Origin of the sequence: uncultured Flavobacterium sp., from assembly GCF_963925185.1 — a bacterium.
Taxonomy (GTDB): domain Bacteria; phylum Bacteroidota; class Bacteroidia; order Flavobacteriales; family Flavobacteriaceae; genus Flavobacterium.
In genome coordinates this window covers 1-20462 of sequence record NZ_CAWURC010000030.1, presented here as the reverse complement: position 1 = coordinate 20462, position 20462 = coordinate 1, and the positions used below count along the sequence as shown (strand labels likewise).

The following is a 20462-nucleotide window of genomic DNA, read 5'->3' as shown; positions in this document are numbered from 1 at the left end:
TTATGAGTTTTTCTTAGAGGTAATTATTATACTTCTTATTATTTTCAATACTTCATTACTTTGTTGATGAATAGAATTAAATTCTGTTTCAGAAATATAATTCGTTTCTTTTAATAGTTCTAACCAATACATCGTTTCATCACATTCTTTTTGTGAAATAGATAATTTATGTGTAAATCGGCTTTGCTTTGAGCATTTATAGCTTCACGAACATTTGCTCCAACAGAAGTAATGGAGCGCAAAAACTGTTTACTCATAACAAACTCTTTCTTTTCAGAAATCAAAAATTTATAAAAATTAACTCCTCCTATCGCTAACTCAAAACTTTTCTTCTTGATAATACTTTCACTCATAACTTATAATTCATAATTTATAACTCTAAGGATTTGTCGATGAAACCTGCAACACTTTTCCGTTGTAATATTTATTCCCTGTCAAGGCAAAATCAAAAATATAATCGGCCATTTCTTTTGCAGTAATTGACGCTTCATAGCCCGGAAAAGCTTCCTCTAACATCTCGGTTTGTACTGCTCCAAGCGCCAATACATTAAATGCAATTCCTTTTTCTTTGTATTCTTCGGCCAATAATTCTGACAAAGTAATTACGGCTCCCTTACTAGAACTGTATGCTGAAAGCCCCCCAAATTTTAGACTTCCTTGGATTCCTCCCATAGAACTTATGGTAACCACGTGACTCCCTTTTTGCAAATAAGGCAAACAAGCACGGGTCAAATTGGCCACACCAAAAACATTGACTTTATAAATATTTTCAAAATCTTCTTGCGATGTTTCTGAAAAGGGTTTCAATAACAAACTTCCTGCATTATGAATAATGATATCTACTTTTTTCCAAGAATGGGAAAGGAAATTCTCAACCTTTTGCATTTCGTTTTCATCGGACAAATCGACCGAAAGGCACGTAACATTTGGGTTTTCAATAAGTGCTTGAGGCGTTTTTCTGGAAACAGCCAAGACATTGTCACCGGTTTTTGCAAACTGCAAAGCCAGTTCGTAACCAATACCTCTTGAAGTTCCTGTGATAATGATGTTTTTCATCTAGCGAAAATAAGAAAAAAACTTTAAAAAAATCGATGTTTCGTTAAAGTGATTCTTTAATTATAATATTCTGAATTCTGTTTTTTTTCATAATTTTGTTCAGAATTTAAACAAATTTTGAATTCGTTGAAAATGATAGGAAACTTACAATTAGAAGTGGCAAAATTAAGTGATATTAATGGCGTTTTAAATTTACAAAAATTATATCTCGTTTCTAATTTAAACGAAGAAGAAAAGAAATCGGGATTTGTCACCACTCCTTTTTCTGTGGAACAACTGACTCATGTTATCAATAATGAAGGCTTGTTTATCGCTAAAGACAACAATAAAATAATCGCTTACATTTTTGCAGAAAGCTGGGATTTCTTCAGCCAATATCCTATTTTCGAACATATGATCAGCCTGTTTCCAATGCTTGAATTTTTAGATTTTGAAATTAATTCAACCCGTAGTTTCCAGTATGGTCCCATTTGCATTGACAAAAAATATAGGGGAAAAGGATTGATTAATCAACTCTTCGAGTTTATGCGAATTCACGTTGTAAAAAAATATCCGTTGAGTTTGACTTTCATCAACAAAACCAATATTCCCTCATATAAAGCTCACACGGAAAAACTCAACTGGGCGGTTATTGGTGATTTTGAATTCAATAACAACAACTATTATATTTTGGCTTATGATATGAATAAGCCCACTTTAGCCAGCCATTGAATTCCTTTCAATCTTGATTGTTTTGGAGAGGATTTATAAAATAAACATCAAAAAAAACCTTTCAAATTTCTGAAAATGAAAGGTTTTTTTTATATGATAATCTCCTCCTTATCCCGCAATTATACTTCGGGAAATTACAATTTTCTGAATTTCGGAAGTGCCTTCATAGATTTGAGTAATTTTCGCATCACGCATCATTCGCTCTACGTGATATTCTCTCACATAACCGTTTCCACCATGTATTTGAACCGCTTCGACAGCCGTGTCCATTGCCGTTTGAGAAGCAAAAAGTTTTGCCATCGCTCCACTTATATCATAATTATTATGATTGTCTTTATCCCAAGCCGCTTTCATACAAAGGTGCCGCGAGGCTTCAATATTCACCGCCATATCGGCAAGTTTAAAAGCAATTGCCTGATGATTACAAATTTCTGTGCCAAACGCCTTTCGTTCTTTCGAATATTTCAACGCCAATTCATAAGCCCCAGAAGCAATACCCAATGCTTGAGCAGCAATACCAATTCTTCCTCCAGCCAATGTTTTCATCGCGAATTTAAAACCAAAACCGTCTTCACCAATTCTATTTTCCTTTGGCACCTTCACATCGTTAAACATCAATGAATGCGTGTCTGAAGCACGAATTCCCATTTTATGTTCTTTTGGACCAACAGCAAAACCTGCCATATCTTTAGTCATAATCAAAGCATTAATTCCTTTGTGCTTTTTATCCACATCGGTTTGGGCAATTACGATATAAAATGAAGCCGTTCCTCCGTTAGTAATCCAGTTTTTTGTCCCGTTTACTAAATAATGGTCGCCCATATCTATAGCTGTAGTTTTTTGTGAAGTGGCGTCACTTCCGGCCTCAGGCTCACTTAAGCAAAAAGCGCCGTGAATTTCTCCGGAGGATAATCTTGGTAGCCATTGCTGTTTTTGCGCTTCGGTTCCAAAAGCCTGCAGACCCCAGCAAACAAGAGAATTATTTACCGACATGACCACCGAAGCCGAAGCGTCAACCTTTGAAATCTCTTCCATTGCAATAACATAAGAAATTGTATCGAGGCCGCTCCCCCCGTATTTTGGATCTACCATCATTCCCATAAATCCAAGCTCACCCATTTTTTTGACTTGCTCGGCAGGAAAAATTTGTTTTTCATCTCGCTCAATTACACCAGGTAAAAGTTCGTTTTGAGCAAAATCTCTAGCGGCTTGTTGAACCATTAATTGTTCTTCGGTAAGATTAAAATCCATAGTTATATAAAATAAATGTTTTTTGTTATAAAAATATCCTCAAAGGTACTTTTTTATAATGGGATTTTCAATTTTGATTAGTAAATTTGGACGATGAAAAAAAACAACTATAACGTTATCGGAGTTATGTCAGGAACTTCCCTTGACGGCGTAGATTTAGCCCATATTCAATTCCATTTAAGCAACCAGAAATGGGCTTTCAAAATCCTTGAAAGCGAAACCGTTGGCTATAGCCAAAGCTGGATTAATTATTTGAAATTAGCAATTGATTATACTGAAAATGAGCTAATAAAACTAGATACAGCATACACAAAACTTCTGTCTAACATAATTTCTAATTTTGTCGAAAAGCATAAAATACAGAATCTCGATGCCGTTTGCTCTCACGGACATACTATATTACACCAGCCTGAAAAAGGATTAACGCTTCAAATAGGTAATTTAGCCGAAATCTCAAGCTTGATTCAACAAACTGTAGTTTGCGATTTCAGGATCCAGGATGTTGCTCTTGGTGGACAAGGTGCTCCTTTGGTTCCTATTGGGGATCAGATATTGTTTTCTGAATATGATTATTGCATCAATTTAGGCGGCTTTTCAAATATTTCATTTGAAGAGAATGGAATTAGAATCGCCTTTGATATTTCGCCTGTAAACACAGTGCTAAATTATTATGCCAATCAAATAGGATTGGATTATGATGATAAAGGTGCCATTTCAAGAACGGGAAAAATCAACGAAGATTTGTTTAACAATTTAAATGCGTTGGGTTTTTACCATCAAAAAAAACCAAAATCTTTGGGCTTTGAATTTGTTAAGGAAATCGTCTTGCCAATAACCGAAAGTTTCGAAATTTCTATTGAAGACAAATTACGAACCTTTACACAGCACATCGCTTTTCAAATCGCTTTAGCTTTGCCTAATAAAAAAGGTCAAATGTTAGTCACTGGAGGTGGTGCTTACAATGATTTCTTAATGGAACGTATAGAATCCTATTTGCCTGAAATAAAAATTACAATTCCTTCAAAAAAAATATTAGAATTTAAGGAAGCCTTGATTTTCGCTCTGTTAGGAATTCTAAAACTACGAGGGGAAATAAATGTTATGAGCAGTGTTACAGGAGCAAAGATGGATCATAGTTCTGGGAAAATTTATTATATTCAAGAATAAAGGAAAAAAGATGTTAAATCTTGGTTCTGAAGTTTAAACTATTTTTTCTGATAATTAACAAAAAACTCTAGAATTAAATTTCAAAAAATTACATTTGTAATAATTAAGCATTTACATAAAAACAATTAATTTATCATATTTATGGAAGTAATTTTAGTTTTTTTATTCATAATTGGCTACCTGCTAATTACATTGGAGCACCCTTTAAAACTCGACAAATCAGTACCTGCCTTATTAATGGCTTCAACAATGTGGGCCTTTTTGTCCATCGGATTTAATTTAGGTTGGTTTTCGGTTATTAACGAAAGTGGAGCCGTTTTTAATGTTGCCAATGGGGATCTTGAACTCCAAAAGGAAGGGTTTTTAAATACGCTGTCAGGTCAATTTAGCGCCACAGCCGAAATCTTGATTTTCCTGATTGGTGCAATGACCATTGTTGAACTCATTGATTTGCATAAAGGTTTCGATGTTATAAAAAGTGCTATAAAAACTAAAAGCAAAGTCCAATTGCTATGGATTTTAGGAATTATAGGCTTTTTCCTTTCTGCTATTATCGATAACTTAACCGCTACAATTGTATTGATTACTGTATTGCGAAAATTAATTCACCACAAGGACGAACGTCTTTGGTTTGCTTCCTTAATTATTATTGCAGCTAATGCTGGCGGGGCTTGGTCACCAATAGGAGATGTTACTACCACAATGCTTTGGATAGGAAATAAAATTACAGCTGGAGGATTAATGGAATATGTAGTCCTCCCTTCAATCGTGAGTTTTTTGATTCCCTTTGCAATCGCATCAAGGCTAAAAGCATTTAAGGGCGATGTCAAAATTTCTGAAATTAACGTAAGCCAAGAGGAAAAACGACTATTGAGTAGTTCAAAAATGCTCTATTTGGGTCTTGGCGCCATCATTTTTGTTCCCATATTCAAAACCATCACTCACCTTCCTCCTTATTTGGGAATGATATTTAGTTTGGGAGTGGTATGGTTGTTTTCTGAATTTATACATCCCGAAGAAAGTTTTGACAAAACGAATAACAAAAGATATTCAGTAAACACAGCGTTATCAAGAATAGAAATTTCAAGTGTCTTGTTTTTCTTGGGAATATTAATGGCGGTTGGGTGTCTTGAAGTGTTAGTTTTTGGAAGTGTTTTAAACGTTCAAACGGGGACTTTGCGTTTTGCTGCCGAAAGTTTATCCAATGCAATTCCAAATATGGATACAGTAATCATATTATTAGGAATGTTGTCATCCGTAATCGACAATGTACCTTTGGTAGCGGCCACAATGGGCATGTACACTTTTGAAATTGACCACCCAGTTTGGCATTTTATTGCTTATTGCGCGGGAACAGGAGGAAGTATGCTTATCATTGGTTCTGCCGCTGGGGTTGCCGCAATGGGAATGGAAAAAATAAACTTTATTTGGTATCTTAAAAAAATAACTTGGCTAGCTTTCGTTGGATTTATAGCTGGAGCGCTTATTTTTATTGGAATAGAACATTTTTTTAGGTAACAATTTATTGTAAATTTCAACGTTTTAAGTTCAATATAAATATATAAATATGATAGCTTTTCTTCAAATCGATTCAACGGCCGTAGCAGCAAATATCGCAGAACAACTAGCGACAAAACCAGAATTATCTGTAATGGATATTGTTTTTAGTGGCGGAATCGCAGGGCAAACTATTATGTCCGTAATTTTCATCATGCTCTTTTTCGCTATTTATTTATACTTCGAAAGACTGTTAGCCATCAATGCAGCTTCGAAAATTGATTCTAATTTCATGAATAATATCAAGATAAATATTATGAGCGGAAAGATTGATTCAGCAAAAATGCTTTGTGCCAAAACGAATTCGCCGGTGGCTAGATTGATAGAAAAAGGCATTTCGAGAATAGGAAAACCCCTTGCCGATATTCACACTGCTATTGAAAACGCTGGGAAATTGGAAATTTACAAGCTAGAAAAAAATGTCAGTATGCTGGCAACTATTTCTGGTGCCGGACCAATGACTGGTTTCTTAGGAACCGTTGTGGGAATGGTAATTGCTTTCCACAAAATGGCAGAAAGCGGCAACAATAAAATTGAAATGAGCACTTTATCCGAAGGGATTTATACAGCAATGATGACCACCGTTGTAGGTTTAATCGTTGGAATTATTGCTTATGTGGGTTACAATCATTTGGTTTCAAAAACAGATAAAATTGTAAACCAAATGGAAGCTAACGTAGTTGAATTTTTAGATTTATTAAACGAACCCGCTTAATTATGAATTTAAGAGGAAGAAATAAAGTTTCGGCTGAATTCAATATGTCTTCTATGACGGATATTGTATTTTTGTTGCTCATATTTTTTATGATTGCTTCTACAACAATAACTTCGAATAATGCATTGGATTTGGTTTTGCCAAAATCCTCCGGTAAATCAGATGAAGTAAAAAATGTTTCGGTAAGCGTTAATAGAAACCTGGAATATTTCATTGACAAGAATAAATTTGCCGAAAACACATTGGAAGAAAAACTAAAAACAATGCTTGCCAACCAAGCCGACCCAACGATACTTTTACACGTTGAAGAAGGTGTTCCCATCGAAAGAGCAGTGAGCGTAATGGATATTGCTTATCGAAATAAATTCAAAATTGTTTTGGCTGTAAGCCCAAAATAGATCCCGAATGAAAATTTTAGAAACTGAATACGAAAGAAAATCATTTGCATTAACGACAGCCTTTTTTATATTGCTGTTTTTGCTATTGGTATTTCTAAAGCTTACCACTGATCCAGCTGCAGTAGTGCTTGAAGGTGGCGGTGGTGGCGGAGAAATTGCAATAAATTTTGGAAATAGCGAAGTAGGTTCAGGTAAAAATTACAAATCCAAAGACTTATCGGTTCCTGTCGTAAAATCAGTTCCTGTTAAAACAACCGCTCAAGTTGAAAAAATTTTAACTCAAGAATCTACCGATGCACCCGTAATTTCCCAATCAAAAAAAAATGAAAAAGTAATAACTCCAAAACCTGCTATAAAGGAAGTTCCCAAACCTTCAAAATCTACAACAGATGCTTTGTCAAGTATAATGAACGGATCGAACAAATCAGGCGATGGAAACGTTAAAACAGGTGGAAATAAAGGAAAATTAACTGGCGATCCAAATGCAAATGGCTATAGCGGAAGTGGCGGTTCAGGAAATGGAACTGGCGGAGGAGGTGTTTCAGGTACTGGATTAGGGAACGGAAGCGGTTATGGTAACGGATCCGGAAGTGGAACTGGAAACGGAAATTATCAATTGGGAAATAGAAAAGCGCTCAATAAACCCGAACCAAGGTATCTTTGCAACGAACAAGGAATTGTCGTTGTACAAATAGCAGTCGACAGAAACGGGAAAGTCATCACTGCAAATCCCGGAATAAAAGGCACAACAAATACAGCAAAATGTCTGCTGGATCAAGCGAAAATTGCCGCTTTGAACACAAAATGGCAATCTGATGATAGCGCCCCCGACACCCAAATTGGCAAAATAATCTATAACTTCAAATTGACACAATAAGCTATTTGTCAATAGAATTCTAATAAATGAATTATCAAGAAACAACAAGCTGGATGTTTAATCAACTCCCGATGTACCAACTTCAAGGTGCTTCAGCCTATAAAAAAGATTTGACAAATGCGTATTTACTTGTAAAACATCTCGAGAATCCACAACAAAAATTCAAATCCATTCACGTTGCGGGAACAAACGGCAAAGGTTCCACCTCGCATATGCTGGCATCGATACTTCAGGAAGCAGGATATAAGGTGGGATTGTATACATCTCCCCATTTGAGAGATTTTAGAGAGCGCATCAAGATTAATGGTATTGAAATCTCGGAAGAATTTGTTTGTAATTTCATCAATACAAACAAACTGTTTTTCGAAGCCAATGACATGAGTTTCTTTGAAATGACGGTGGGATTGGCTTTCGATTATTTTTACAAAGAGAAAGTAGACATCGCCATTATCGAAGTAGGAATGGGCGGAAGACTCGATGCCACAAATGTCATTACTCCTCTTATTTCCGTAATTACAAATATTGCATTAGACCATACTCAGTTCCTTGGAAACACCTTAGAAAGTATTGCTTTCGAAAAGGCGGGAATCATAAAACCCGGAATTCCGGTTGTCATTGGTGAGTATACGAATGAAACGAAGCCCATTTTTTTGGCAAAAGCAAAGGAAAATCATTCTGAAATCTATTTTGCATCTGATTTAATTTTGCAGTCCTATTCATCAGATTTATTAGGAGATTATCAAGTTCACAACAAGAAAACCGCTATTGAAACCATTACTGTATTAAAATCTCAAAAAATATTTAAAATTTCTGAAGACAATGTCAAATACGGTTTGTTGAATGTTATAAAAAAAACGGGGCTGCAAGGTAGATGGCAACAACTGGGTGAATCTCCAAAAACTATCTGTGACACGGCGCACAACAAAAACGGTTTAGAAATCGTGATGAAGCAAATTAAAAAAGAAAAATATGAAACTTTACATGTTGTTTTGGGCGTTGTAAACGACAAAGATTTGGAAGAAATTTTGCCGCTTTTCCCAAAAGAAGCTAAATATTATTTCTGCAAACCCGATATTCCTCGAGGTTTGGAACCACAAATTCTAAAACAAAAAGCATCCGAATTTGGATTGAAAGGAGAAGTATTCAATTCTGTTTCAGAATCTTATAAAAAAGCAGTACAAACTGCCACTAAATCCGACTTTATATACATTGGCGGAAGTACTTTTGTTGTGGCAGAAATTTTATAGTTTTTTCTAGCTTTTACTTGTGAATATGAAAAAGTGATGTATATTTGCACCCACAAACAAGTTCACCGAACACTTATAAAATAAAGGTTTAGTGAGGTAATTAGGGCGATTAGCTCAGCTGGTTCAGAGCACCTCGTTTACACCGAGGGGGTCGGGGGTTCGAACCCCTCATCGCCCACAAAAAACTTCATTAGAGATAGTGGGGTTTTTTTTATGAGATAATTAGACCTAATTTGTCTTTTTGCTTTGCTTTAACATCCAATTGTAAATCTCAGGATTGTCATAAACACGTGTCCAACTATCGTGAAAAGCATTGTCAAATATTTCTAGTTTTATATCTTTGTTGCATTCCCTAAGTTTTTTATAAATGTCAATCGAGTACTGCACATCGACAACTTCATCAATCAATCCGTGGTAAATTCGTATCGGGATGTTGGCCAATTTACAATTTTCAATCATTGGTACTCTATCCACAAATCCAGCAATTGGAACCAATGCAGCAAACATTTCAGGATAGGCAAAGGCCAAATTCCACGCTCCCCAAGCGCCCATGCTTAAGCCTGTGAGATAAATTCTGTTGCGATCTATTTTGTTTTCGGCGGTAATTTTTTGAATCAACAAATAAATTTCTTCTGAATTCCAATATTTACCATCAGGACATTCTGGGGCCAAAATATAAGCATCCAGCTTATTGGTTTTCAAATACTTTAACGGCCCATGAGTTTTAATTTTTTCTAAATCATCGCCCTTTTCACCAGAACCGTGAAGAAAAATAATAAGAGGTTTGTTTTCTTTGCCATTATCCGGTTTAGATAAGATGTATTTCAGTTCAAAATGGTTTGTAATTTCAAATTTAAAATGGCCTGTTGTTTCCTTTTGTCCAAAACAAGAAAAGGAAATAACCAGTAATAATAATTGGATTGTATTTTTCATTTTTAATAAATTATGTTGATAAAGCGCTTAATTTTATAGGAAATAAATCAAATCGATTGCGTGCCAAATAGTTAAAATTTCAGGTTTGGAGCAATCTCTTTTTTCCAAATTTTATAGCCTTTTGAATTCATATGCAAGCTGTCTTTTATAAAAATTTCTCCCTTCGGTTTTCCTTTTTCATCCAACATTTTATCCCAAATATTGATAACTAAAGTATTTTTCTTCGTCTTTAAAAACGTTTCGATTCGCTTATTGCCATCTATCATTTTTTCTCTTAAATGCCAGCGTGAAGGGCTTGGTTTCATAGAAACATAAGCAACAAAAACATCTGGAAATTTTTTCTTAATTATTTTGAAAAGCTTTCCAAACCTGTTATATACAGTTTCACCCGTAACTTTATCGTCATTGGCAATGTCATTTTCTCCACAATAAATCACAATCTGTTTTGGATGATGTGGATTTAAAATTTCGTTTTTATATTGGATTAAATTCAACAAGGTAGAACCTCCAAAAGCTCTGTTTAGTATCAGATGGTTTGGAAAATATTCTTGCACATCTTGCCAATAAGTAAAAGAAGAACTTCCAATAAACAGAATTTCATGCTGCATTGGAATATTTTGTTGGTCAATTTTATTGAATTTCTGAATATCCTCCCAATATGGTTTTTCGTTTATCTTGCATCCAAAGAATGAAAACAACAGCAGCAAAAACAGCATTTTAATTTTAAGGTTCATTTTGATGCTGATTTAGGTGTAAATCTCTTGCTTTTTTTCTCGTAAAAATCTTTCAATACAAAAAACGCCTTCTTTTTGTTTCCCTCATTCGAAATCAATCCTTTCCGGTTGTACCCATCTTGAATTTCTGGAAGCAATCTTCTTGGTGATCGAAAATCGACCAAAATCCAAGGACTTATTCCGCTAATATTTGGAATTTTATCAATCATTTTCAGGTTTTGAATGTACAAATACTCTTGAAATTCTTCTGTCCAACGATCCATTTTCTCGCCGTGTAAACCTTGTTTTGCACCTCCTCCAAATTCTGAAACCACAACCGGTTTATTGTATTTTGAGGTCCATTGAATCTTTTCGGCATCTACAAGATTTCCTCCATACCAACCCAAATATTCATTGAAAGCAACGATGTCAAGATTTTCGGCAATAGCATCATCTACAAAACTATCCAGACCATTGCTTTTAGTGAGCAAAGCAGCACTTATCAGTCGAGCATTATCCAAAGACCTTGCCTTGATAGCTAAATTGCCGATAAAAGCATTCCGCACATCAGAAATGGGTGTTTCGTTTGCTATAGACCAAATAATGGTGGAGCATCTATTTTTGTCCCGAGTTATCATTTCGACCAACTGGTTTTCGGCATTTTTATAGGTGTCCAAACTGGTGAAATCAACCGTCCAATACACGGGAATTTCCTCCCAAACCATCAATCCGATTTTATCAGCCAATCGCACCATATTTTCATTGTGCGGATAATGTGCCAATCGCACATAATTACAACCCAATTCCTTTGCCCAAGTCAACAATCGAACTGCATCGGTTTCAGATTTGGCTCGACCACCTTTGTCGTTTTCTTCGTGAATGGAAATACCTCGCAGGAAAACAGGTTTTCCGTTCAGGACAACCTTGGCGTCGCTGGTTTCTATGGTTCTAAAACCGATGTTATCTTTGAGAATTTGATTGTTATATTCTACCGAAACATCGTATAATTTCGGGCTTTCAGGTGACCAATATTGAATTTTTTTGTTAATGATTTCAAAACTTACTTTACCATCGAAATCAATTTTTCCTTTGTAATTAATTTTGAGTTCAGGAATTTTGACAGTGACAAATTCGGCACTTTTGTCAAAATTATTGATTATTACAAATCCTGAAATCGTGTTTTTATCTCCTTTTTTGAGTTGGATAAAATAATCTTGAATATACGTTTTTGGTTCTTCAATCAACAAAACATCTCGCGTGATTCCACCATAATTAAACCAGTCCGTATTAGTAGTAGGCACGGCTTCCTTTCGGCGCGTGTCGTCGACTTTCACCACCAAAAAATTATCTTTATCCTTGATAATTGATGAAACTTCAAAATTAAAAGGCGTAAAACCACCTTCGTGAACACCCAGTTTTATACCGTTGAGATACACCTCAGCTTTGTAGTTGACCGCTCCAAAATAAACAAAAAGTCGCTTGTTTTCTTTCAAGTCATAATCAAAAGATTTCTTGAACCAGACCGTTCCTTCGTAATAAAAAAGATTCTCCTTTTGCGAATTCCAATCGCCCGGAATAGTCATTGTTGGTGATTTGTCAAAATCATATTCTACTAATTCCTGCTTGTTTTGGGCGTGATAATTGCTGTAATAGGCCGATTTCTGCAAGCCTTTTTGCTGGTCGAAAGCGTCTTGATGAAAACTGTAATAACCCGTTTCATATTGATCCACAATGTAATTCCATTTGCCGTTTAAGGAAGTTGTTTCTCTATTCGGAATATTGGTAATCAATTCTTGTGAAAAACTGAAAAGGGGAAAAAGTAGGAGAATGTGTTTGAGCAATTTCATAGTTTATTATTTGTATTATTTATATAACATTATCATTTCGATTTATGAATTATCATTCTTTTTTTAGAAGCATTTAACGGCAACCAAACTTTCACGACTCCGCCAGTTTGGCTTGCATCGGCGTAAGGAACTAAATTGATATATTCTTTATCCTTTATTTTTACTTGATAAACCTGTTTTCCTATCCATTGTATTGGCAATACATTAAGGATACTTTTGTTTTCAAAAGTGTAAAACGCGTTTTTTTGTTGGGTTTCCATAGTTGATTTTGTGTTTAAAGAACTATCATACGCCAAAACCTGCGGTCCTCTTTGAAAAGCGATTTCATTTGGATAACTTGTTCCTCCGTTCAATATTTTAATTGGCATATCGAAAGAAATAGCAATTTTTTCGCCACTTTTCCAAAGTCGATTAATTTGTAGATATTCATTGGCTTTGCCTTTGTATGCTGTGTTTCCCACTTTCGCCACAAAAGAAGTACACCAAGACGGCACTCGTAATCCAATTGAAAAAGTCGCGGTTTCTGAAGTGATAACAGTTGCCGTCAACTCACCATTCATTGGGAAATTACCCGCCACTTGCACCGACAAATCGATATTTTTTTTATCTAAAGTTGTAATCTTTTCTTTGTAAGATGCGGCTTCATACATCATTATCGTTGGGACATTTTTCACGTTTCCAAAAGTAAAATAAGGAATCATCGCAATTCCGCGGGGAACACTCGATGTGCAGCAGCTGATGTAACAAATGAAAGGTTTTTTGTCCATCAAGGGCGTATAATAACTCACGCAACCCGTTTCCGGATTTTCGGCCGCCAGCAAATGGTTGTAAATTGTTTTTTCAATTTGTTCGGCATATTTTGTTTCGCCTGTTGCGTCCAACAATTGCTGATTGAATTGAATCCAAGTTGTAGTTACACAGCCTTCGCCCATATGGTTATTGTCCGATGCCGGCAATACATTATCATCCTGAAAATGTTCCCAAGAACTGGTGGTTCCGGTGACATACAATCTTTTGTCAACGATATCCTGCCAAGCAATTTCGACAGGTTTCAATAGTTTTGCGTCTCCCGTAACTCGGTATAATTTTGCCAATCCCACAAAATTCGAGAGCATTTCATACGCTTTGTTATTGGCCACTTTATTAACTTGTCCCTTTGTCAATAAGGAACTGATTATTTTTGGACCATTTTCGTGTTCCCAAGCATCAACAATGTAATAGCAAAAATCAAGATATTTTTTCTCGCCCGTGTATTTGTACAATTCAATCATTGGATCCAAAATACTTGTTGCAGCCATTCCTATATGTTCTCCGGCCAAAATAATATCGCGTTGCCCGGGATTGTTCCCAAAAGTGGTGCACATTAAATCGCCCATTTTCTTGCAAGCGTCTAATGCAGGTTCATAACCAGTCGTTTCATAATACGCAAGCAATCCATATAAATTGTATTTGTGCGACCAAACATCCCAACTTGTCCAGTAATCATTGGGCGTGTAAGTCCCTAAATAGCCGTCTTCCAATTGCGTGTTGATGAGTTTGTACATCATTCGATCCATCTGTTTTTTAAGTTTTGGATCGTGAGTGCTTTTCCAAACATTACAGGCGGTTTCAAGATATTTACCCACGTGTTCGCCAGCCCAAGGATGAATTCCGGGTCTTTGCATATAGGAACCAATCAAACCTTCTTCATCCACTTTCAAGAGGCGTTCCACCAAGTTTTGGTCCATTCGCTTTCCTAAATAACCTTTCATTTTTTGATTTTCGAAAGGGATTGAAGTGTATAAATCTTTAATTTTATTTTCAACTACAGTTTTTGGCCGCTTCCCAACGGGAATTTCGATATGGATATTAGCCAGATATAGTTGTTCGTTTTTGCTTGTAAGCGTACTATTATTATCATTAATTTGGTAAGCAACGATAACAAAATCATCACTTTTAGGTTCGAAATTGGTAAACGCAATAACCGTTTCTGCTCCCATTCTGGAATAAACACGCACCGGTTTTGTTTCTGTAAATAATACGGTTTTTGCTTTGTTAGAAACCCAATATTTTATGGTTCCTTCAAATGGCGTTTCGCTTTTATTGGTAAATGAAACTCTTGTCGTAAATCCATTATTAGGTGTTTCTTCAATGTTTTGATGAATAGAAATAGCATCGGCCCAGCCAATTGGCTCTAAACTATAAGGTCCCGTGTACATCCCGAATCCTCCTATGTCAGGACTAAAAATCCGAACTGCAATCGTATTTTCCTGATCCCATTGAATGGTGTTTTGAGCAAGAACATATTGCCGTTCTGCATCCCATTTGGTTTCATAAGATGGAGGAAAACCACCGGTTTGTCCCACCAATTTTCCGTTAAAATAGGTTTGATCTACATCGTCAATTTTTCCCAAGTTTAGCTTTATGCCTTTGCCGTTCTGGGTTTTCATCGTCGATGGAATCACGATTTTGATTCGATACCAAGCATACACATTTTTTTCAACCTCAGTAGTTGCCCAAGATTTTCCCAATTGTTTCCTTTCCCAATCGTTGTCATTATAGGCTTGATTGGACCAATCTTTAGCATCCCCCATTTTAAACTTGGCCTCATTGGGAAGATTGAGCATTTGCGCTTGAGAAATAGAAATGCTAATTAGCACTAAAAACAAGGCTATTTGCGTTTGCTTCTCCAGTTCGAGCATAGCTCTCGGGTTTGTTTTAAATATTCCCATATAGTTTAATTAATTGCCAATTTGTATTTCACGTCTTTGGTTATCGTTTTCCATTCATCGGTTCTAAAAGGAACGGCAGGAAATCCTTCCTTGTTAAATAAATTGCTTTCCGTTGCATCACCTACCCAACTGTAATGGACTGCTGCAGGGTTTGGCACTTTGTCACTAGAAAGAATTACTTTATTGTCTAGTATGAATGCCTTGGCGTAATAAAATACTTGGTCTTCACCAGCAATTTCAAAACCTTTTATATAACCATATTTATCAGGTGTAACTAAACCACCTCCTATATCATTAAAAGAAACAACTATTTGGTTTTCTTTTATTTCCATTGATTTATACATTGGTCCAGAGCAAACCATTGGTTTTTGATATACGTTATTTAAGGCAAGTGCTGCCAATCGTTTACCTATATCTTGTTTGTTCCTTGGATGAATATCATATGGATTAGTAACCAAATCAGTAGTTACAACCATACCAGTATTTGGAACATTCAAGGTCATTGTTTGGGCTTCTTGAATTTCTGCCCAATCGCAACCAATATTGCTATTTCCTTTGGCATTAAATGAAGCTAACTGTACAAAATAAAACGGAAAATTATCTCTATTCCATTTTTGACGCCAGTCGTTTATCAATAACGGAAAAGCTTTTCTATATTGGTAAGCTCTCCCCGCATTTGATTCACCTTGATACCATAAAACCCCTTTAAAAGCAAAAGGAATCAATGGATTGATCATTGTATTATAACATAATGAAGGAAATGAATTTTCATTGACTGATCTTTTTATGGCTTCAACCTGAAATTTCCAAATTCCGCTTAATGAAAGTATTGTACTGCCTACAGTTAATTTAAGATCCGCTGCATCACCATAAATTCCGCCACCGCCACCATTATCGGTTACTCTAACAGCAATTACGTTTACTCCTTCTTTTAATATTCCGGCAGAAATTGTATATTTTCTTTGTGCATCCCAACTATTCGTACTTCCCACCTCTACACCGTTGATATATGTCACATCATTGTCGTCAATTGCTGAAAGTTCTAAAACAGCTTCTTTTTTACTATCGTCAGCTGATAAAACTATTGATTTCCGCAACCAAACCACACCGTCAAATTCACCTAAACTTTGTTGTTCCCATAGTCCTGGCTGGTTCAATTCTGGCCAATTTGAATCATCATATTCTGATTTTTTGAAACTAGCTGCACTTGCAGCATTTATTTTTGCTCCTTGTACCGTTTCTATTCTTTTATCAAAACCATTCACTTTTAGTTTTGAAAGTGAATCTAAACTTACTTTTGGCATTCCTGCAATCATTTCTGCAAACTCTTCACTACTTTCAAATGCCTCACGACTTATCCAAGTTTCGATATTAGTTCCTCCCCAAGATGCATTTATCAATCCGATTGGAATTTTTAATTCATTATAAATATTCTTTGCGAAAAAATAGCCAGCTGCTGTAAAACCTCCAACAGTGGTTGAATCACAAATTTGCCAGCTTTCACTTGAATTTACATTATTTTGAGGTAATGTATTCACCAATTTATCGATTTTGATGTGCCGAATCATTGGATAATTTGCTTCGGCCGTTTCTTTCTCAAAATTGTTTACACTCCATTCTTTGACCCTCCCTACTGGCATTTCCATATTCGATTGTCCGCTGCAAAGCCAGACTTCGCCCACCAAAACATTTTTTATTTCGATAGTGTTGCTCGCTTTTATAGTCAAATTATAAGGTCCGCCAGCGGTTTCGTTGTCTAACCGAATAATCCATTTGCCATTTTTATCGGCCTTCGTTTTTTTGATTTGCTTGTCAAAACGGACTTCAATTTTCTCATTGGCTTTTGCCGTTCCCCAAATAGGAATCAGCGCATTACGCTGCAACACCATATTGTCGCTGAAAATTTTTGCAACAGAAACTGAAGCATGAATTGAGATACTGCTAATCAGTGCGACCAATAGAAATAAATACAGCTTTTTCATTTTTTAATTTATTTTAATATGTTTTTAACCCAATTTCACTTATTTAATTTCAATCCAGTCCAGATTAAGTGCGTTCGATTTAACCAAAACTTTAATTTTATTTTTTCCTTTTTCCAAATTAAAATTTCCCAACATCACTTCAGACAAATCCTTATGGTTTACCGTGAAATTTATTTTTTTTTCATTAATTTCAATAATCAATTTGGTTGGTTTTGCTCCACTTGATACTTTCAACGAAAATCGATATTTCTTGCTTTCTAAACTAATAAAATCATAAACCACCCATTCTGATTTTTGAAGTTCAACGGATTGATCTGACCAAAACTGGGTTTTATCCTTGCTGTCTAATTTAATTTTTACAGGCTCATTTGTTCTGTAAAATTTAGATTTATTAAGCGTATCCAACACAAAATAAGAACGATTAAAACCTTCGAATCCATAATTCTCGGCTTCTATTTTCCCTGGAATTCTGGTATTTATAGCATTACATACATCTTCAAAATAGTCGCAATTGGCTATTTTTATATTTTCGAGTAAGTCGTTGAATGCTTTTTCAGCAATTGCACTGTCAGGCTTTGGGCCATTCTTTGTATATTCAGAAATCAAATCCCAATTATCTGGTTTCTTGATGGAGTAAGGCGTGTTTTCGGTATCCATTTTTTTCCAAGGCCATAAAGAAAACCCAATGTTATTTGTTTCCAAATATTGCGATGAAGCCCAATGAATTGCATTTCCTTTTTCGCCCATTTCTCCAACCCAAATTGGCGTATTCAATTCCTTTCTTTTGATTAAATATTCATCGATATTATTCAAATTATCAGGTCTTCCCCAGCAATAATAGTGAAATTGGTAAAAAACATTAGAATCAAATGGCTTATCAAAAAGTGACCAATCGTTTGACCAATCAAAACCTTCCAAGGTAATCATATGTTTGGTATCTATTTTTCTAATTTCGGTGGTTAATCTTTGATACAAAGGAACTAATAAGTGCTTGTATTTTAAATCGGCACCTGTTGCTTTTGGCAATGGCTCATTCAATAAATCGTAAGCAGCAACAGTAGGTTCATCCTTGTATCTTTCGGCGATTTTAACCCAAAGATTTACAAGTTGATCTTCGTATTTTTTATCGATGAAAAGTTCTGGTATATCATTTGGACTATCATCAATATTGGCACCTGTTTGTCCGCCGGGAGCTCCGTGCATATCGATAATAACATATAATTTATATTTTTTGCACCACTGAATTAAATTATCTAAGATCTGAAATCCTTCTTCAACATAAACAGAATTTTCGCCTTCTGTTAAAAATAATCTTGAATTTAATGCTGGTCTAACCGAGTTAAATCCCAACTCAGCAATTCGTTTAATATCAGCTTCAGTGATGTAATTTTGTCGGTACGTTTTCCAAAAATGGTTCGCTTTTTCTTGTCCTATTAAGTCCGAAACTACTTTTTCAATTCTACGAGGACGATCTCCCAAACCTCCAAACTTCCACATATAACCTTCGGGTAAAAGCCAGTTTCCAAGACCAACTCCTTTTAGAAATATTTTATCTTCTGATTCGTTTACCATATCGTAACCTGAAGTATGCAAAAAAGTTAAGTTGGTTTGTGCTTGTGAACAAACGCAAACGGTAAATACCAAGATTAAAGTGCTTATTGTTTTCATTATTTTGTAGATGAAGAAGTGTTAAGATTCTGGATTTATATTTAGTTATTAAAACTATGTTGCTAAAAAACCTTCAAGTAATTAGAGTATTGAAATAGAATTAAATAAAACAATTAATTATAGACTCTTACATAGTCTATTTCAAAAGTAGAAGAAACAAAATTTGGATCTATTGCTCCACCATAACTTCCTCCCATTGCACAATTAAAAATCAAAAAGAAATTTTGATTAAATGGTACGCTACTGTTATTTGCAAATGATAAAAACAATTGATTATCAACATAAATCTTTATGTATGTTTCTCTCCAGTCTAACGAATAAATATGAAATTCTGTTTCGGCATTTGAAATTGTGGTGTTGCCACCAAAAGGGTTTCCGCCAGAATGTCCAGGATAATGTAATGCCGCTGTAATTTTATTGACTCGATTTCCTGCATATTCCATAATGTCAGTTTCGCCACAAGCGGGCCAACTGACAGTGCTAATATTATCTCCAAGCATCCAAAGAGCAGGCCAAGTTCCACCACCTCCAGGTAGTTTTGCACTGATTTCGACTCTGCCGTATTTAAAAGAAAATTTACCTTTAGTGAGCATTCTTGCAGAAGTATAATTACTGCCTAAATAAGCTTCTTTTTTGGCTGTGATTTTCAATATTCCGTTTGAAATGGTTACGTTTTCTGGGCGACTTGTATAATATTGGGATTCATTATTTCCCCAACCGCCAGATCCTGTTCCTGTATCGTATCCCCATTTGGAACTATTTGGGGCTCCATCTACATTAAATTCATCTGACCAGAGTAAAGAGGCTGAATTGCCTTTTAAAACTGTTATTGAAATTGTTGTTTTAATGTTCTCTCCAAAATTATGCGCATACACATCTACAGAATAAGTATTGATTCCTGATGTTGAGTAAGTAACAGTAAAGTCACCAGTTGTTTGATATTTTGATTCCCCGTTACCAAAATTAACGGTATAAGCTGTGGCGTTTGTTGCAGAAACTGAAAAATTTACTTTTCCGCTACCATCACCATTAGGATTTTGTGTGTTTGCACCAACAATTTCGGTAGTAACCACGAGATTAGACGGTGTTGTTACAGTTGTCACTCCTTCACCACTTCCAACGCTTCCATTTTCTCCACTACAGGACAATAATAAAAAAAAACAAATTAATGAACAACCATTTAATAGATGAATTGACCATCTAGAATTTTTCAAGAAAAATCTATTTCGTAACATTTGAATACTCTGATTAGAATTAAAAAAAATGAAAAAAAAACCCAGAACCAAATAAATAGTTCTGGGTTTTATTAGTAAGAGAATTTATGGTTTTGGTATCAGTACCAAATACCAAGCATTTCCAGGATTAGTCCCTTGTGATCTAAGGTACATTTTATTTGAATTTATAGTCAAAATTTCATATTCTTTTGAACAAGAACCATATCCAATAAAAGTATCCACTCCAGCTAAATTAATGCTTGTCTGGGTCGTAGTTGAATTTGTTCCGGTTGGTACGACTGGCACTCCAGATGTTGCTGGGCCAAAAGAAAATTCAGAAGTTCCACCAGGATAATCGAAACACCCTTCTCCTTTATTACTTGGTATTCCAGGAAGCCCCCCCGCCAAAGCACCT

Annotated in this window: 16 protein-coding genes, 1 tRNA gene and 2 pseudogenes; 8 read left to right on the top strand and 11 right to left on the bottom strand. The window is 35.5% G+C overall.

Features of this window, described 5'->3' with window-relative positions; translation table 11 throughout:
• Positions 1 to 353 (bottom strand): annotated as a pseudogene (locus AABM59_RS06730) (four helix bundle protein).
• A 25-nt stretch (positions 354 to 378) separates the two neighbouring features.
• Entirely contained in the window at positions 379 to 1056 is a 678-nt protein-coding gene (locus AABM59_RS06725; protein ID WP_338408210.1) for an SDR family oxidoreductase, read from the bottom strand.
• Between the two features lie 132 nt (positions 1057 to 1188).
• Here AABM59_RS06725 and AABM59_RS06720 point away from each other — a divergent pair, with 132 nt between their 5' ends.
• A complete protein-coding gene (locus AABM59_RS06720) occupies positions 1189 to 1767 on the top strand; it encodes a GNAT family acetyltransferase (RefSeq protein WP_338408209.1) in 579 nt (192 codons plus the stop codon).
• 108 nt (positions 1768 to 1875) lie between these two features.
• Here AABM59_RS06720 and AABM59_RS06715 read toward each other — a convergent pair whose 3' ends face one another.
• On the bottom strand, positions 1876 to 3018 hold the full coding sequence (locus tag AABM59_RS06715; protein ID WP_338408208.1) for an acyl-CoA dehydrogenase family protein: 1143 nt from the start codon (positions 3016 to 3018) through the stop codon (positions 1876 to 1878).
• Between the two features lie 93 nt (positions 3019 to 3111).
• Here AABM59_RS06715 and AABM59_RS06710 point away from each other — a divergent pair, with 93 nt between their 5' ends.
• The 7 genes from AABM59_RS06710 (at position 3112) to AABM59_RS06680 (ending at position 9157) form a co-directional block, all read left to right on the top strand.
• The gene (locus AABM59_RS06710; RefSeq protein ID WP_338408207.1) at positions 3112 to 4185 is read left to right on the top strand and encodes an anhydro-N-acetylmuramic acid kinase; all 1074 of its coding nucleotides are present in this window, start codon (positions 3112 to 3114) and stop codon (positions 4183 to 4185) included.
• A gap of 141 nt (positions 4186 to 4326) precedes the next feature.
• Positions 4327 to 5703, top strand: a complete 1377-nt coding sequence (nhaD, locus tag AABM59_RS06705; RefSeq protein ID WP_338408206.1) for a sodium:proton antiporter NhaD — start codon at positions 4327 to 4329, stop codon at positions 5701 to 5703.
• A 49-nt stretch (positions 5704 to 5752) separates the two neighbouring features.
• A complete protein-coding gene (locus AABM59_RS06700) occupies positions 5753 to 6457 on the top strand; it encodes a MotA/TolQ/ExbB proton channel family protein (protein WP_338408205.1) in 705 nt (234 codons plus the stop codon).
• Between the two features lie 2 nt (positions 6458 to 6459).
• Positions 6460 to 6855, top strand: coding sequence for a biopolymer transporter ExbD (locus AABM59_RS06695; RefSeq protein ID WP_338408204.1), 396 nt, complete (start codon positions 6460 to 6462; stop codon positions 6853 to 6855).
• 7 nt (positions 6856 to 6862) lie between these two features.
• The gene (locus AABM59_RS06690) at positions 6863 to 7732 is read left to right on the top strand and encodes an energy transducer TonB (protein WP_338408203.1); all 870 of its coding nucleotides are present in this window, start codon (positions 6863 to 6865) and stop codon (positions 7730 to 7732) included.
• Between the two features lie 26 nt (positions 7733 to 7758).
• A complete protein-coding gene (locus AABM59_RS06685) occupies positions 7759 to 8979 on the top strand; it encodes a folylpolyglutamate synthase/dihydrofolate synthase family protein (protein ID WP_338408202.1) in 1221 nt (406 codons plus the stop codon).
• Between the two features lie 103 nt (positions 8980 to 9082).
• A tRNA-Val gene (locus AABM59_RS06680) sits at positions 9083 to 9157 on the top strand.
• 50 nt (positions 9158 to 9207) lie between these two features.
• Here AABM59_RS06680 and AABM59_RS06675 read toward each other — a convergent pair.
• From AABM59_RS06675 to AABM59_RS06640, 8 genes and pseudogenes are all read right to left on the bottom strand, one after another.
• Positions 9208 to 9912, bottom strand: a complete 705-nt coding sequence (locus AABM59_RS06675) for a PHB depolymerase family esterase (protein WP_338408201.1) — start codon at positions 9910 to 9912, stop codon at positions 9208 to 9210.
• A 71-nt stretch (positions 9913 to 9983) separates the two neighbouring features.
• Positions 9984 to 10646, bottom strand: a complete 663-nt coding sequence (locus AABM59_RS06670) for a GDSL-type esterase/lipase family protein (RefSeq protein ID WP_338408200.1) — start codon at positions 10644 to 10646, stop codon at positions 9984 to 9986.
• Positions 10643 to 12472, bottom strand: coding sequence for a glycoside hydrolase family 2 TIM barrel-domain containing protein (locus tag AABM59_RS06665; RefSeq protein WP_338408199.1), 1830 nt, complete (start codon positions 12470 to 12472; stop codon positions 10643 to 10645). The genes AABM59_RS06670 and AABM59_RS06665 overlap by 4 nt, the downstream gene beginning before the upstream one ends.
• A 32-nt stretch (positions 12473 to 12504) precedes the next feature.
• Positions 12505 to 15183, bottom strand: coding sequence for a beta-L-arabinofuranosidase domain-containing protein (locus tag AABM59_RS06660; protein WP_338408198.1), 2679 nt, complete (start codon positions 15181 to 15183; stop codon positions 12505 to 12507).
• Between the two features lie 5 nt (positions 15184 to 15188).
• Complete coding sequence (locus tag AABM59_RS06655) at positions 15189 to 17165, bottom strand: sialate O-acetylesterase (protein WP_338408197.1); 1977 nt, start codon at positions 17163 to 17165, stop codon at positions 15189 to 15191.
• A gap of 39 nt (positions 17166 to 17204) precedes the next feature.
• Positions 17205 to 18833, bottom strand: a complete 1629-nt coding sequence (locus tag AABM59_RS06650; RefSeq protein WP_338408196.1) for a cellulase family glycosylhydrolase — start codon at positions 18831 to 18833, stop codon at positions 17205 to 17207.
• Between the two features lie 113 nt (positions 18834 to 18946).
• Positions 18947 to 20047: a glycoside hydrolase family 16 protein gene (locus AABM59_RS06645; protein WP_338408195.1), complete on the bottom strand. Its 1101-nt coding sequence runs from the start codon at positions 20045 to 20047 to the stop codon at positions 18947 to 18949.
• A 105-nt stretch (positions 20048 to 20152) separates the two neighbouring features.
• A pseudogene (locus AABM59_RS06640) lies at positions 20153 to 20462 on the bottom strand (hypothetical protein); the annotation flags it as partial.